At 68.6% G+C, this 13,752-nt stretch carries 16 protein-coding genes; all 16 read left to right on the top strand.

Annotated features, from left to right (window positions below; translation table 11 throughout):
* The first annotated feature begins 223 nt into the window (after positions 1-223).
* Positions 224-1,486, top strand: coding sequence for a sigma-54 interaction domain-containing protein (locus QGN17_RS12865; protein WP_281044880.1), 1,263 nt, complete (start codon positions 224-226; stop codon positions 1,484-1,486).
* Positions 1,487-1,500: 14 nt separating this feature from the next.
* Positions 1,501-1,884: a flagellar hook-basal body complex protein FliE gene (gene fliE / locus QGN17_RS12860; RefSeq protein ID WP_281044879.1), complete on the top strand. Its 384-nt coding sequence runs from the start codon at positions 1,501-1,503 to the stop codon at positions 1,882-1,884.
* A 1-nt stretch (position 1,885) separates the two neighbouring features.
* Entirely contained in the window at positions 1,886-3,670 is a 1,785-nt protein-coding gene (gene fliF / locus QGN17_RS12855) for a flagellar basal-body MS-ring/collar protein FliF (RefSeq protein ID WP_281044878.1), read from the top strand.
* Entirely contained in the window at positions 3,663-4,694 is a 1,032-nt protein-coding gene (gene fliG, locus QGN17_RS12850; RefSeq protein WP_281044877.1) for a flagellar motor switch protein FliG, read from the top strand. Before fliF ends, fliG begins: the two co-directional genes overlap by 8 nt.
* Complete coding sequence (locus QGN17_RS12845) at positions 4,687-5,358, top strand: FliH/SctL family protein (protein WP_281044876.1); 672 nt, start codon at positions 4,687-4,689, stop codon at positions 5,356-5,358. Before fliG ends, QGN17_RS12845 begins: the two co-directional genes overlap by 8 nt.
* Positions 5,355-6,683, top strand: coding sequence for a FliI/YscN family ATPase (locus QGN17_RS12840; protein WP_281044875.1), 1,329 nt, complete (start codon positions 5,355-5,357; stop codon positions 6,681-6,683). The genes QGN17_RS12845 and QGN17_RS12840 overlap by 4 nt, the downstream gene beginning before the upstream one ends.
* Entirely contained in the window at positions 6,680-7,105 is a 426-nt protein-coding gene (locus QGN17_RS12835) for a hypothetical protein (RefSeq protein ID WP_281044874.1), read from the top strand. Before QGN17_RS12840 ends, QGN17_RS12835 begins: the two co-directional genes overlap by 4 nt.
* 2 nt (positions 7,106-7,107) lie before the next feature.
* Positions 7,108-8,406, top strand: a complete 1,299-nt coding sequence (locus tag QGN17_RS12830) for a flagellar hook-length control protein FliK (RefSeq protein ID WP_281044873.1) — start codon at positions 7,108-7,110, stop codon at positions 8,404-8,406.
* A 15-nt stretch (positions 8,407-8,421) separates the two neighbouring features.
* A complete protein-coding gene (locus QGN17_RS12825) occupies positions 8,422-8,997 on the top strand; it encodes a flagellar basal body-associated FliL family protein (RefSeq protein WP_281044872.1) in 576 nt (191 codons plus the stop codon).
* A 29-nt stretch (positions 8,998-9,026) separates the two neighbouring features.
* Positions 9,027-9,998 (top strand): flagellar motor switch protein FliM, encoded by a 972-nt coding sequence (locus tag QGN17_RS12820; protein WP_281044871.1) that lies wholly within the window; start codon positions 9,027-9,029, stop codon positions 9,996-9,998.
* Positions 9,991-10,308 (top strand): flagellar motor switch protein FliN, encoded by a 318-nt coding sequence (fliN, locus tag QGN17_RS12815; RefSeq protein ID WP_281044870.1) that lies wholly within the window; start codon positions 9,991-9,993, stop codon positions 10,306-10,308. Before QGN17_RS12820 ends, fliN begins: the two co-directional genes overlap by 8 nt.
* Entirely contained in the window at positions 10,305-10,601 is a 297-nt protein-coding gene (locus QGN17_RS12810; protein WP_022689475.1) for a FliO/MopB family protein, read from the top strand. The genes fliN and QGN17_RS12810 overlap by 4 nt, the downstream gene beginning before the upstream one ends.
* A gap of 145 nt (positions 10,602-10,746) precedes the next feature.
* Positions 10,747-11,499 (top strand): flagellar type III secretion system pore protein FliP, encoded by a 753-nt coding sequence (gene fliP, locus QGN17_RS12805; RefSeq protein ID WP_281045217.1) that lies wholly within the window; start codon positions 10,747-10,749, stop codon positions 11,497-11,499.
* A gap of 6 nt (positions 11,500-11,505) precedes the next feature.
* Positions 11,506-11,787, top strand: coding sequence for a flagellar biosynthesis protein FliQ (gene fliQ, locus QGN17_RS12800; protein WP_022689473.1), 282 nt, complete (start codon positions 11,506-11,508; stop codon positions 11,785-11,787).
* A gap of 4 nt (positions 11,788-11,791) precedes the next feature.
* Positions 11,792-12,580, top strand: a complete 789-nt coding sequence (gene fliR, locus QGN17_RS12795; RefSeq protein WP_281044869.1) for a flagellar biosynthetic protein FliR — start codon at positions 11,792-11,794, stop codon at positions 12,578-12,580.
* A 1-nt stretch (position 12,581) separates the two neighbouring features.
* Positions 12,582-13,718 carry an EscU/YscU/HrcU family type III secretion system export apparatus switch protein gene (locus tag QGN17_RS12790; protein WP_281044868.1) on the top strand — a complete coding sequence of 379 codons (1,137 nt, stop codon included), beginning with the start codon at positions 12,582-12,584 and terminating at the stop codon, positions 13,716-13,718.
* Positions 13,719-13,752: the final 34 nt, after the last annotated feature.

Below are 13,752 nucleotides of genomic sequence, written 5' to 3'. Positions count from 1 at the left end.
GGCTTCGGGGACCTTTAGCGCTGCCCGGCCAACTTTTTTGTCACCGCGCCGTTAACCATCAGCGCTCACCAAACACGCCCACGCGCGCCCTCCCGTGTCGTGCGGGCGGGATTCCGCCGGGCGCGCGCGTGCCTCACGTACGAGCGTGCCTGCGCGCGTTAACCATTTGTTTGCCACGATCAGCGAAATTGCCTGTGTCGGCGGTGGCCGGCGGGGAGCTTTTATGAACGTGATCGGGATCAGTGCTCGTGCAGCCCAGCAAAATCCGGCGATTTCCGCTTGGTTGGCCGGTGTCGGCATCGCCGTGCGCCCTGTCGACGTGGCGGCTGCCCCGGCCCGCGACGAGGTAAGAATTCTGGCCGCCGAAGAGATTTCGCGCGCCACCGTCCGCGATATCCTGATCGAGACCGGCGAAAATGTCGCCCCGGCCCTTATCCTTTCGTCGAAGGGGATGCCGGCGCGCATCCGCTTCGGTTTCGAGGACATGGCATTCGGCCTGGCGCTGCTCGCCGAGCTGGTCCGCCCCGCCGCCCGTCCGGCGGTGGGCGAGCCTGAGAGCGCGATCTACCTGAAGCTCGCCGAGAAGGTTGCCGGTTCCGACGCCACCGTGCTGGTGCTCGGCGAGACCGGCACCGGCAAGGAAGGCATCGCCCGCTTCATCCACGCGTCCAGCCCGCGCGCCGACAAGCCCTTCGTGGCCGTCAACTGCGCCGCGCTGCCCGATACCATGCTGGAAGCGATCCTGTTCGGCCACGCCAAGGGCGCCTTCACCGGTGCCGCCGGCGCGTCCGAGGGCCTGTTCCGAGCCGCCGATGGTGGCACGCTCTTCCTCGACGAGATCGCCGAGATGCCGATCGCGCTGCAGGCGAAGCTGCTCCGCGCCGTGCAGGAGCGCGAGGTTTTGCCCGTCGGCGCCACCCAGCCGGTGAAGGTCGACGTCCGCATCATCGCCGCCGCCAACCGCGAGCTGGCGATCGAGGTGCAGGAAGGCCGCTTCCGCGCCGATCTCTACTGGCGGCTCAACGTCATGCCGATGGCACTGAAGCCGCTCTCGTCCCGCCGCCTCGACATTCGCGCGATCACCGCCGCGCTGATCCTGCGCCACACCCGCGAGGGCGAAAGCGTCGCCTGGCCGACCGCCAACGCGCTCGACCGCCTGATGGCGCACGACTGGCCGGGCAATGTCCGCGAGCTCGACAACGTGATCCAGCGTGCCCTGCTGCTGCGCATGGGCGATCGCATCGAGGCCGACGACCTCGCCATCGAGGTGATGGCCCGCGCCGTGCCCCAGCTTGCGGTGGTCGCCTCGATCGCCCCGGTTGCCGGTAACCTCGCCGACGTCGCCCGCGCCTCCGAGATCGAAGCGATCCGCGTCGCACTCGAGGAGACCGGCGGCAAGCGCCTGCTCGCCGCCGCCAAGCTCGGCATTTCCGAACGGACCCTGCGCTACCGGCTCGCCGAGATGCGCGGGCTCAAGGCCGCTTGAGGGAGTAGGGGACGATGACCACGATCAACGCTTCCAACCTGATGGCGCTGAGGAACCAGATTCTCCAGCAGAATTCGGCGCTGCAGAAGGCGGCCGCGTCCGGCCCGCAGTCGATCACCGATCTCGCCAATACGGCGCCGACCACGGGCACGCAGGCGAGCGCCCAGGGCATTGGCGGCACCGATTTCGGCGCGACGCTGAAGGGCGTGCTGAACCAGGTCAACGCCGCCCAGTCGAAGGCTGAGGATCTCTCCGTCGCCTATGAGCGGGGCGAAACCACCGACATCGCATCGGTGATGATGGCCCGCGAAAAGGCTTCCGTCGGCTTCCAGGCTACCCTGCAGGTCCGCAACAAACTCCTGTCCGCCTACAAGGACATCATGAGCATGTCGGTGTAATATGAGCGAGATCGCTGCCACCCCCAACGCCCTCGTCCCCTCCACCGGCGCCAGCCTGCCGGGGCCGCTCGCCGGTCTCGCCAAGTCGGAAGCGTTCGGCAAGGCGAGCGGGTTCCTGCGTCAGCCGGCGGTCGCCAAGGCGCTGCCGATGCTGGGCATGCTCGGCGTGCTCGTCGCGGCCGCGCTCGCCTGGGCGGTGCTCCACACCGGCCCGCAGCGCAACCTGTTCACCGGCCTCGACGATGCCGACAAGGCTTCGGTCGTGCAGTCGCTCGACACCGCGGGCATCAAGTACACGATCGACAATTCGACCGGCGCGCTGACCGTGCCGGAGGACAGCTATTACAAGGCGAAGATGCTGCTCGCCCAGCAGGGCCTGCCCAAGGCGGCGCCCGACGGCGACAGCCTGATCTCCTCGCTGCCGATGGGCGCCAGCCGCGCGGTCGAGGGCGCGCGCCTCCAGCAGGCGCAGGAGCTGGACCTCGCCCGCACCATCGAGGCGATCGACGCGGTGCAGGCCGCCAAGGTCCACATCGCCGGCGACCAGCCGAGCGTGTTCCTGCGCGACGACACCAAGGCGCAGGCCTCGGTGATGCTCACGCTGCGCCAGGGCCGCACCCTGTCGGACAGCCAGGTGCAGGCGATCGTCCATCTCGTCGCCTCCTCGGTTGCCGGCCTCTCGCCGGACGACGTCTCGGTGGTCGATCAGGCGGGCCACCTTCTGTCGGCGCAGAACGGCGACAATCAGGATGCCACCGACAAGCAGGTCGCGCTGCAGCAGAAGGTCGAGGATCGCACCCGCCAGTCGCTGTCGGCGCTGCTCACCCCGATCCTCGGCGACGGCAACTACACCGCCGAAGTCCATGCCGACCTCGACTTCACCGACACCGCGTCCACCACCGAAACCTTCCCCAAGGATGGCGCGATGGTCGCGACCGAGCAGGGTAGCTGGACCAACGATCCGCAGGGCGGCGACGACCAGAATGCGCAGGGTATTCCCGGCGCGATCTCGAACACTGCCCCGGCGCCGGCCAAGCCTGCCGCCACGCCGAACGGCAAGCCGGTTCCGCCGGCCGGTCAGGCCGCGCCCGGTGGTCCGCAGGCCCCCGGCACCCAGCCCGGCCAGGCGTCCGCCGCCGCGCAGAGCAAGACCAACGAGAGCTACAACCGCAGCTACCAGCTCGGCCATCAGGTCTCGGTCACCAAGAACCCGGTGGGCACCGTGCGTCGCCTGACCATCGCCGTGGCGCTGCGCCAGCCGGCCGGTGGCAAGCCGCTCGATCCCAAGCAGGTCCAGCAGATCCAGGATCTCGTGAAGGGGGCGGTGGGCTTCGATCAGCAGCGTGGCGACATCGTCTCGGTCTCGCAGCAGCAGTTCGCCCCCGATGCCGCGCTGGCCGGGCCGAAGTGGTACGAGGCGAGCTGGCTGCCGATGGTGGGCCGCAACCTGACCGCGCTCGCCGTCGCCGCGATCCTGGTGTTCGGCATCGGCCGCCCGCTGCTCAAGCGCCGTGCCGTCGTCGCCGACCAGAAGATCGCCAACAAGTCCAAGGAGCGCGCTGCCGTCGGTCGCGAGATCGCCGCCCAGATCAGCCACCAGCAGGCCGAGGCCGCCGTGGCCGGCAACCAGCCGATCACGCTCGACATGATCGAGGCCGCCCCCGGCTACGCCGCCCGCGCCGAGCTGATCCGCAGCTTCGTCCGTCAGGATCCCGATCGCGCCGCCCTGGTCGTCCGTGACCTGATCCGTGCCGACATGCCGAAGGCCGAAGCCGCCAATGCCTGAGCTCGCCCCCGCCAACCCCGCCGCGATGTCCGGCCCCTCCGGCTCCAGCGCCGCCGCGATCCTGCTGATGCTGCTGGCCGAGGACGAGGCCGCGCAGGTGCTCAGCCGGCTCGATCCGGACGAGGTGCAGCAGCTCGGCACCGCGATGTTCGAGGTCGCCGACGTGTCCGAGGACGAGGTCGACGACGTACTCGACACGTTCGTGGGCCGTGCCCGCGAGCGCACCACCATCGGCTTCGCTGCCGACGGCCAGATCCGTACCATGATGGAGCGCGCGCTGGGCACCGAGCGGGCCGAGAACATGCTCGCCCGTATTACGCCGCCGACGCGCTCCTCGTCGCTCGATTCGCTGAAGTGGATGGACGCCAAGACGATCGCCGCTCTGGTCGAGAGCGAGCATCCGCAGATCGCCGCGATCGTGCTCGCGCATCTGGAGCCGGGGGTCGCCGCCGATGTGCTCCAGCTGCTCGACGAGGACGTGCAGGCCGACGTGGTCTACCGCGTCGCGACGCTGGGCGAGGTTTCGTCGGAGGCGCTCGACGATCTCGAGCGTCTGCTGCTCCGCCAGGTCAACAAGGCCGGTTCGTCGGGTGCTGCGCCCAAGCGCGGCGGTGCCAACGAGGCGGCGCGGATCATCAATTCGACCCGCACCACCACCGAGCAGCGCGTCATCCGCCAGCTCGCGAAGCTCGACAAGAATCTCGCCCGTGTCATCGAGGACGAGATGTTCGTGTTCGACAACCTCAACGCACTGTCCGAGAAGGATCTCGGCGCGCTGCTCCGCGGCGTCGAGAACGACATCCTCATCGTCGCGCTCAAGGGTTGCGATCCGAACCTGCGCAACAAGATGTTCGGCTGCATGTCGAGCCGCGCCGCCCAGTCCATTCAGGACGAGATGGCCGAGCGTGGTCCGATGCGTCTCGCCGAGGTGCAGGAAGCGCAGAAGGCGGTGCTGGCCATCGCGCGCAAGCTGGCGGAAGCCGGCACGATCAGCCTGGGGGGCAAGGGCGAAGATTATGTCTAAGGCGTTCGCGAAGATGCCGTCGGCGTTCGACAATGCCGAGCGCTGCTCGGTGTGGACCAAGCCGAATGCCTCTGGCCCCGCACCGTTTGTGGCGTGGGGCACGGCATTGCGCGAGGCGTTCGAGACGCCGGCCGAGAACGACATCGAAGTGCCGGAGGCGCTGTTCGAGCCGGAGCTGGAGCCTCAGATCGACATCGAGGCGATCCGCGCCGAGGCGATGGCGCAGGGTTTCGCCGCCGGCATCGAAGCGGGCCGCCGCGAGGCGAATGACGAGAAGGTGGCGCTGCGCGTGCTCGCCTCCAACCTCGATGTGCTCAAGGCCGAGCCGACGTTGGGTCTCGGCGTGATGATCGCCGCCACGGTCGAGCGCCTGCTGCATCAGGTGGTCGGCGAGGTCGAGGTCTGCCGCGAGACGCTGATGGACCGCGCGCAGGCGGCCGCCGCCCTGATCGGCGACGAGACCAGGCCGGCCGTGCTCAAGCTCAACCCGGACGATCTCGCCCGCCTCGACGGCGCCGAGCTGCCCGTTCATGCCGAGGCCGATGCGATGCTCCAGCCCGGCGAGCTGCGTCTGGAAACCGCCGGCGGCGCGATCGAGGATGGCCCCGGCCTGCGCCTCGAGCGCCTGCGCGCCGCGCTCGACCGGATCGCCGCCGCACGATGAGCCTGCTCGAAGACCGCGCCGCGGACCTCCTCAACAGCCTGAACATCCCCGATGCCGGCCCGCGCCGGATCGGCAAACTGGTCGCGTATGACGGCCAGATGCTGGAAGCGACCGGCCTGTCGCTGCCGGTCGGCGCCTCGGTGCGCGTGATCGATGCCGACGGCCACGCCACCCGCGCCGAGATCGTCGGCTTCAAGGGCGAGCGCTCGCTGATGATGGCGCTCGACGGCGAAGCGCCCCATTCCAACGGCGGCCGCGTCGAGCCCGATGCCAAGGGCGGCGTCGCCGAGGTCGGCTACGAATTGCTCGGCCGCGTCGTCGATGCCACCGGCCATCCGCTCGACGGGCTCGGCCCGGTCGGCGCGTCGGCCACCTGGCCGCTCGCCGGCAAGCCCGCCAACCCGCTCGACCGCGCGCGCGTCACCGAATGCTTCGACATGGGCGTGCGCGCGATCAACGCGCTGCTCACCGCCGGCGTCGGCCAGCGCATCGCGATCTGCGCCGGGTCGGGCGTCGGCAAGTCGGTGCTGATGGGCCAGATGATCCAGGGCGCGGATGCCGACGTGATCGTCGTCGGCCTGATCGGCGAACGCTCGCGCGAAGTCGCGGACTTCCTCGCCACCAAGCTGGTGCCGGGCGTGCGCGAGAAGAGCGTGGTGGTGGCGGTCCCCGCCGATCACCCGCCGGTGCTGCGCATCCGCGCCGCGATGCGCGCCACCGCCATCGCCGAATATTTCCGCGCGCAGGGCAAGCGCGTGCTGCTGCTGATCGATTCGCTGACCCGCTGCGCCCATGCCCAGCGCGAACTCGGCCTGTCGCTCGGCGAGCCGCCGACGATGAAGGGCTATCCGCCCTCCGCGCTCGGCATGATCCCGCGCCTAATCGAGCGTGCCGGTGCCGACGCCCATTCGGGCGGATCGATCACCGCGCTCTACACCGTGCTGGCCGATGGCGACGACGGCGACGATCCGATCGTCGATACCGCACGCGCGATCGTGGACGGCCACATCATCCTGTCGCGCTCGCTGTCCGAGCAGGGCGTGTTTCCCGCGATCGACGTGGGCCGCTCGCTGAGCCGCGTAATGGCCGACATCGTCGACGACGAACATGGATCGGCCGCCTCGTCCTTCCGCCGGCTCTGGTCGGTCTATGAGGAGAATCGCGATCTCATCCTGATGGGCGCCTACAAGGCCGGCTCCGACGCCACGATCGACGAGGCGATCGCCCGCCGCCAGGAAATCCTGAGCTTCCTGAAACAGAAGCCCAAGGAGCGCTTCGAACTGCCGCTCGCCTCGGCTGAACTGATCGAGAGGTTCGGGGCATGAGCAACGTCGTCAAACGCCGCGAGCGCATCGCGCGGGTCCGCCGCGTCGAGCATATGCAGGCCGCCGCTGCCGCCGCCGCCGCCGAGGCGCAGCTGGGATCGCTGGAGCAGAGCGCCGCGCGCGTGCTCGATCTCCGGCTTCAGCTCACCAGCGGCGTGGGCGCCACCTCCGCCGAGACGCTGGCCGCACGCGGCGAGCTGGCGCACCGGCTCGATCTCGCGCGCTTCGGCCTCGCCGATGCGATCGCCAGTGCGCGCACGGTGGTGGACAGCAAGGCGGCCGAGCGCATCGCCGCGCGCATCCGTCAGGAGAGCGCCGAGCGCCTGGTCGATCGCGCCCAGCATGATGAGGATGCGCTCGCCGAGAAGCGGGCCAGCGCCAATGCGCGCACGAAGACCCCGCGTTTCGTAGGTGAGGCATGATGATGGCCGGTATCTCCTTCGCTGCCCCGACTGCTCCGGCGACGGACGCGACTCCGGCGGCGCAGCACGCTTCCGACAAGGGGTTTGCCTTCAGCTCGACCTTCACCGACGCGGCGCGCAACGCGACCAGCCCGGTCGAGGCGAAGAGCCGGCAGGCGACCTCGAAGGACAAGGATAAGGACGACAGGGACGACAAGCGGGACGATTCGGCCCCGGTCGTCGCCTCGGCACAGCACGCCGCGTCGTCTTCGCATGCGCGGGACGACACGTCGGCGGACGCAAAGAAATCCGGCGACAAAGACAGACCCTCGCGCGCCGTCGCCGGATCTTCGACCAAATCTGCAGCCAGGACGAACGATGCCGAGGCATCGAACATCGACACCAGCGAGACGGCGGTCGATGCCGCCGGCCTCGCTCCCGTGCTCGATGCGCTGAAGCAGGCGGCATCGGCGACGGGTCAGGCTGTTGCGGACTCGACGCCGCCTGCCGGTGCGCTTGAAACACCCGGCGCGCAGACCGCCGCCGCGCAGACCGCGGAGCCGCTGCCGGCCACCGCATCGTTGCTCGCCGCCCGCATCGTGCCGGCGGCCGCGCAGCCGGCGGACGCCAAGTCGGCCGCGCCCTCCAAGAAGAATGCCCGCGCCGATGCCGTGGCCGACAAGGCGGCGGCGATCGATGCCTCGGCGACGGTATCGGCCTCCGCCGATCCGCAGGCCCAGGCCACGCCGGACAGCGCCACCGTGGCGCAGCCGAGCGCCGGCCAGCAGCTCGCCTCGGGCGGTGCGGATCGCGCGCTCGACATGGCGAAGCAGGGCGCCTGGCTCGACGGCCTCGCCCGCGACATCGCGGCGACCGGCGATACTTCCTCGACGCTCAGGTTTCAGGCGGCGCCGACCCATCTCGGCGCCGTGCAGGTGGAGATCGCGCGGGGCCTCGAAGGTGCCGCCGTCACGCTCACCGCCAGCAGCGAATCGAGCCGCACCGCGCTCGCCGATGCGAAGCCCCAGCTGATCGCCGAGGCGCGCGCGCAGGGCATCCATATCGCCAGCGCTCATGTCGATGTCTCGGCCGATCCGCGTCAGTCGAACAGCGGCGGCAACCAGTCGGATCATCGGCACGATCCGCGCGGGGAGGGTAGCTTTTCGTCGCAGAGCGGCGACGAAGGCAATTCCGGCCGCCAATCGCAAACGCGTTCTCAACCATTTGCCATTAACCAGACTGCCGAAAGCCAGCCGGTCGCGACGGCCGATGTGGAGGAATCCACCGCCAGCGCCGCGCCGACCGGCGGCATGTACGCCTGATACGGGATTTGAACGATGAGTGACGACGCAGCGCCCGCGCCCAAGAAGAAGGGCGGCAAGATGAAGCTGATTATCATGGCCGTCGGTGCCCTGGTGCTGGTTGGCGGCGGCGTCGCCGGCGGCATGGTCGCGGCGGGCATGGGGCTGGGCGGCGCCCACGCTGGGCCGAAGGTCGATCCGGATGCGCCCAAGCTGGTGCTGCGCGCCGGCCAGAGCGAGGATCCGACCGTGGCGTTCAAGCCGGTCGGCAGCTTCCAGCCCGATCCGCGTCTCTACAAGGCCTCCTATTACACGATGGAGCAGCCCTTCACCTCGAACCTGCGCGACACCGATGGCATCGCGCAGATCTCGCTCGGCGTCTCGACATTCTACGACAGCAAGGTCCTCGACAATTTCAAGGACAACGAGATGCCGATCCGTTCGGCGGTACTCGAGACGCTGGCCAATCAGGACGCCTTCGCGCTCGGTACGCCCGAGGGCAAGATCGCGCTGCAGGCCAAGCTGCGCGATTCGATGAACAAGGTGCTCGTGCAGAAGACGGGTTACGGCGGCATCGATGATGTCTATTTCACCAACTTCATCATCCAGTAAGATGGTGACGGTTGGAATGAGGGGCGAGCGTGGCAAAGGAGCCGGAAAGCGGCGATAACGGACAGCCGAGAGGCACGGGCAGCCGCGAGCCGGTGCCCTTCGCGCTCGGCAGCGAGGCGCTGCGCCCCGGCGCGCGGCTGGCGGGGCTGGATCGCATCGGCGAGCGCCTTGCGCGCCGGTTGCGCGACGTGCTGGAACCCTTTGTCCGGGTGAAGCCCAAGGTGGAGGCGGAAGCCTCGCTCACCTCGCGTTTCGAGACGTGGCGCGATGCGCTGCCCGAATTCACCAGCCTCAGCCTCTATCGCCTGCGCCCGATGAAGGGTGGCATGTTGATCGCGGTCGCGCCCGAATATGTGACGCGGCTGGTCGATGCCTTCTACGGCGGGACCGGTGCGGGCGCATCCTTCGCCCAGTCCCGCAAGCGCGAGTTCACGCCCGCAGAGGAGCGGCTGCTGTCCCGTCTCACCGATGCGATCACTGGCGCTGTGGTGGAAATCTGGCAGGAGATCGTGCCGCTGGAGCCGAGCCTCGCCTCGCGCGAGACCAACAGCGGCTATGCGAGCCTGGTGCGCGGCGACGAATCCGTGGTGGTGCAGCGTTTCTCGATCAGCGGAGGCGGGCCGGGCGCCACGAGCATCGATCTCGTCTTCCCGCTTTCCGCCATGCGCGCGCACGAGGCGCAGCTTCATGCGAAGATCCACGCCGAGGCCGGGCCGATCGACAGCGAGTTCCGTTTCCGTATGGCGCGCGCGCTGGAAAACGTGTCCCTCCCCGTCCGCTCGGTGATCGCGCGGCCGACCCTGTCCGTTCAGGAATTGATGGCGTTGAAGGTCGGCGATGTCATCCCGATCACCCTTTCGCCGCGCGTTCCGCTCATCGTTGGCAACAGACGGCTTGCGGAAGGGACGATCGGCGAGCAGGAAGGGCGGGCGGCGTTCCAGGTCGAGACGATCGGGACGGCGGACAAGGCGGCGGCCAAGGGGATACAACGACATGAGTGACGCGCCCTTTCCGGGCATCGACGATCCAGAAAGCCCGGCCGGCCGCAATTTCCGGCTGCTGGCGGACATCCCGCTGCGCCTTTCGGTGGAGGTCGGCTCGACCTCGCTCAAGCTCTCCGAACTGCTCGATCTCAACGAGGGATCGGTGGTGGAGCTGGATCGGCAGGCCAACGAACTGCTCGACATCCTCGTCAACGGCACGCTGGTGGCGAAGGGCGAGGTGGTGACGGTCAACGGCCGCTTCGGCATCCGCGTGGTCGACGTGATCGCTGCCGAGGCGCGCCTCGCGGGGCTCGAACGCCGGGCATGACCTGGACCTATCTGCTCAACGTCGTCGTGATGCTGGCGCTGGTCGCCGGCATGGCGGTCGGCACCTTGTGGCTGTTGCGCAAGATGCAGCCGGGCATGTCGACGCTGGGCCAGAAGGATCGCCTCGTCCGCATCGTTGATGCCGTGCCGGTCGGCATGACCGGCGGGCGGATCGCGGTGGTGGAGTTCGAGGGCAAGCGCATCCTCGTCGGCGTCTCGCGCGGGCGGATGGATGTGCTGGGCGAGGCGCCGATCGACGGCTTCGCGCAATATATCGACGATGGGGACGCGTAGCCCCGTGCTGCTTGCCCAACGCCCGTTCGCACTGAGCGAAGTCGAAGTGCAGCCACCGTCGGCGCGTGGCCTTCGACTGCGCTCAGGCCGAACGGTGTTGTGGGTGGCCCTTGGCGTGTTGGGGGCGCTGCTCGTCGCCCTCCTCATGGCCCACCCGGCCTTCGCGCAGGCGGTCGCTCCCGGCACCGGCCCCGTAAACCCGTCCACCCCCGGCGCCGTGCAGGCCTCGGCGCTGAACAAGGCGCTGGGCCAGGTGTCGGGCGATGGCAAGCCGCTGTCGCTGTCGCTCCAGATCCTCGTGCTGATGAGCCTGCTGACGGTGCTGCCGTCGCTGCTGCTCATGATGACGAGCTTCACCCGCATCATCATCGTGCTGTCGATCCTGCGGCAGGCGCTGGGCCTTCAGCAGACGCCGCCCAACCAGGTGCTGGTCGGCCTGTCCCTGTTCCTGACGCTGTTCATCATGCGGCCGGTGATCGATCAGGTGAACCAGACTGCGATCACGCCCTATGGGCAGGGCCAGATCCCCTTGGAGGAGGGGATCAAGCGCGGCGGCGATGCGATCCACGTCTTCATGGTCCGGCAGGTCCGCAAGACCGATATCGAGCTGTTCTCCAACATCGCCCATGCGCCGAAATTCCCGAACGCGGAATCGATCCCCTTCTCGATCCTGCTGCCGGCCTACGTGACATCCGAGCTGAAGACGGCGTTCCAGATCGGCTTCCTGATCTTCCTGCCGTTCCTCGTCATCGATCTCGTCGTGGCGACGACGCTCATGTCGCTCGGCATGATGATGCTGTCGCCGACGATCATCTCGATGCCGTTCAAGCTGCTGTTGTTCGTCCTCGTCGACGGCTGGGCGCTGACCATGGGCAGCCTCGCCCAGAGTTTCGGGTAGCGGCGGATGGAACCTCTCGTTGGCACCGACTATTTCATCGGCGTCGCGCAGCAGGCGCTGTGGGTACTGGCGCTCGCCTGCGCGCCGATCCTGATCCCGGCGCTGGTGGCGGGCCTCGTGCTCGGCATGATCCAGGCGGCGACGTCGATCAACGAGCAGACCCTGGCCTTCGTACCCAAGCTGATCATCGTCGCGATCTGCATCGCCCTGTTCGGCGGCGCGATCCTGACGTTGCTCGCCGACTTCACGCGGGACATGTTCCACCGCATCCCCGATCTGTTGAGATAGCGCGATGCTGCCGACCGGTCTCGCCGGACTCGAAGCGCAGCTCTGGGTGTTCCTCATCGCGATGATCCGGCCGGGGGCGGCCTTCCTTGCAGCCCCCGTCTTCGGTGCGCAGAACATACCCGTACAGGTCCGTCTCATCATCAGCCTCGCGGTCGGCATCCCCGCCATACAGCAGGTGCCGTTCGAACTGCCCGCCGCCGGCCTCGTCACCGTCATGGGTTTCATGATGGTGGCGGGAGAGGTGATCGCCGGCCTCGCGCTGGGTTTCGCGGTGCAGCTGGGTTATTCGGCGGCGATGATGGCGGGCGAGGTGATCGGCAACGCCATGGGCATCGGTTTCGCCAACATGGTCGATCCGCAATCGGGCGCCTCCTCGCCGGCGCTCGGCCAGTTCCTCTCGATCCTCGGCACCTTCCTGTTCCTCGCGATGAACGGCCACCTCGCACTCGCGACGATCATCGTCGATTCCTATCATTCGCTGCCCCCCGGCCAGGCATGGCTTGGGCAGGGGCAGATGCGCGATGTCGTGATGTTCGGCGGCGACATGTTCGCTGCCGGCATGGCGATCGCGCTGCCGGTCGGCTTCGCGCTCATTCTCGTACAGGTGGTGATGGCGATGCTGGCGCGATCGGCGCCGGCGCTCAATCTCTTCTCGGTCGGCTTGCCGGCGACGATCCTCGCCGGCGTCGTCCTGCTGGCAATCGCCGCGCCCGCGATCGGCGACGGTATCGCCACCGCGATCGAACGCGGACTTGACCTCGCGCGCGTGCTCGCCACCGCGAAGGCAGGCTGAGATGGCGGAAGGTGACAGCGGCGAGAAAACAGAAGCCCCGACAGCCAAGAGGCTGCGCGAATCTGCCGAGAAAGGCGATGTTCTCCAGTCCAAGGAACTGGGCAGCGCGCTGGTGATGATCGTCGGTGCGGGCTGGCTGGCGCTGGGCGGCCCGCTGCTGGTGCAGGCGCTGTCCGAGCTGCTGCGCGGATCGCTGAGCTTCGGCCGCGATGCGATCGATACCTTCCAGCCGGGGCAGGCGGTGGAGGCGCGCCTCGCCGGCCTGGCGCTGCCGCTCGGCCTGCTGTTTCTCGCGACGATCGCGGCGGCGGTCGGGGCGCCGGCCTTGCTCGGCAGCTTCGGTTTCCGCTGGGGCGCGATCGCCTTCAAGGCGGACCGGATCAATCCGCTGGCCGGCCTCGGCCGCATCTTCGGCACGCAGGGGCTGGTCGAGCTGGTCAAGGCGATCGCCAAGATCGCGGTGATGGGGGCGATCGGCTGGTGGCTGCTCAAATCCCGCCTGCCGATGATCACGACGATGGGCCGCAACGACATCGTCTCCAACATGGCCGACGTCGGCCATACCTTCGTGTTCGCGGTGATCGTGATGGCGATGGGGCTGGTGCTGATCGCCGGGGTCGACGTGCCGGTGCAGATCTTCCGCCGCCTCTCCCGCCTACGCATGACCAAGCAGGAGGTGAAGGAGGAATATAAGCAGACCGAAGGCTCGCCCGAACTCAAGGGTGCGGTCCGCCGGCGCCAGATGGAGACGGCGCGGCGATCGGCCCGCGCGCAGATGGCGGACGCGAGCGTCGTGCTCACCAACCCGACCCACTTCGCGGTCGCCTTGCGCTACCGGCCGGGACAGGATGCCGCGCCGGTGGTCGTGGCGCGCGGGCGCGGGGCGACGGCGGATGCGATCCGCGCGCTGGCCGAGGAATTCGACGTGCCGATGCTGCGCTACCCGCAGCTGGCCCGCGCCATCTACTTCACCACGCGCGCAGGGCAGGTGATCCGCGAGGACCTTTACGTGGCGGTGGCGACGGTGCTCGCCTTCGTCTTCAACATCGATCGCGCGATGGCCGAAGGCCGCAGCCAGCCCGAGATCGATGTGCCGGGCGAGGCGCGCTTCGACGAAAATGGGCGGCCTGAGGCTTAGCCCCTAAAGTTTCCGTCGGACCGGCCGTTACCCA

It is taken from the genome of Sphingomonas oryzagri (assembly GCF_029906645.1).
Lineage (GTDB): Bacteria > Pseudomonadota > Alphaproteobacteria > Sphingomonadales > Sphingomonadaceae > Solisphingomonas > Solisphingomonas oryzagri.
The sequence above is the reverse complement of the archived record's forward strand: the minus strand, read 5'-3'. Positions and strand labels throughout refer to the sequence as shown.

What these genes read in the sequence shown, in the direction of transcription:
- QGN17_RS12865 (WP_281044880.1), top strand. Translation starts at nt 224, where the DNA reads ATGAACGTGATCGGGATCAGTGCTCGTGCAGCCCAGCAAAATCCGGCG.
- fliE (WP_281044879.1), top strand. Translation starts at nt 1,501, where the DNA reads ATGACCACGATCAACGCTTCCAACCTGATGGCGCTGAGGAACCAGATT.
- fliF (WP_281044878.1), top strand. Translation starts at nt 1,886, where the DNA reads ATGAGCGAGATCGCTGCCACCCCCAACGCCCTCGTCCCCTCCACCGGC.
- fliG (WP_281044877.1), top strand. Translation starts at nt 3,663, where the DNA reads ATGCCTGAGCTCGCCCCCGCCAACCCCGCCGCGATGTCCGGCCCCTCC.
- QGN17_RS12845 (WP_281044876.1), top strand. Translation starts at nt 4,687, where the DNA reads ATGTCTAAGGCGTTCGCGAAGATGCCGTCGGCGTTCGACAATGCCGAG.
- QGN17_RS12840 (WP_281044875.1), top strand. Translation starts at nt 5,355, where the DNA reads ATGAGCCTGCTCGAAGACCGCGCCGCGGACCTCCTCAACAGCCTGAAC.
- QGN17_RS12835 (WP_281044874.1), top strand. Translation starts at nt 6,680, where the DNA reads ATGAGCAACGTCGTCAAACGCCGCGAGCGCATCGCGCGGGTCCGCCGC.
- QGN17_RS12830 (WP_281044873.1), top strand. Translation starts at nt 7,108, where the DNA reads ATGGCCGGTATCTCCTTCGCTGCCCCGACTGCTCCGGCGACGGACGCG.
- QGN17_RS12825 (WP_281044872.1), top strand. Translation starts at nt 8,422, where the DNA reads ATGAGTGACGACGCAGCGCCCGCGCCCAAGAAGAAGGGCGGCAAGATG.
- fliN (WP_281044870.1), top strand. Translation starts at nt 9,991, where the DNA reads ATGAGTGACGCGCCCTTTCCGGGCATCGACGATCCAGAAAGCCCGGCC.
- QGN17_RS12810 (WP_022689475.1), top strand. Translation starts at nt 10,305, where the DNA reads ATGACCTGGACCTATCTGCTCAACGTCGTCGTGATGCTGGCGCTGGTC.
- fliP (WP_281045217.1), top strand. Translation starts at nt 10,747, where the DNA reads ATGGCCCACCCGGCCTTCGCGCAGGCGGTCGCTCCCGGCACCGGCCCC.
- fliQ (WP_022689473.1), top strand. Translation starts at nt 11,506, where the DNA reads ATGGAACCTCTCGTTGGCACCGACTATTTCATCGGCGTCGCGCAGCAG.
- fliR (WP_281044869.1), top strand. Translation starts at nt 11,792, where the DNA reads ATGCTGCCGACCGGTCTCGCCGGACTCGAAGCGCAGCTCTGGGTGTTC.
- QGN17_RS12790 (WP_281044868.1), top strand. Translation starts at nt 12,582, where the DNA reads ATGGCGGAAGGTGACAGCGGCGAGAAAACAGAAGCCCCGACAGCCAAG.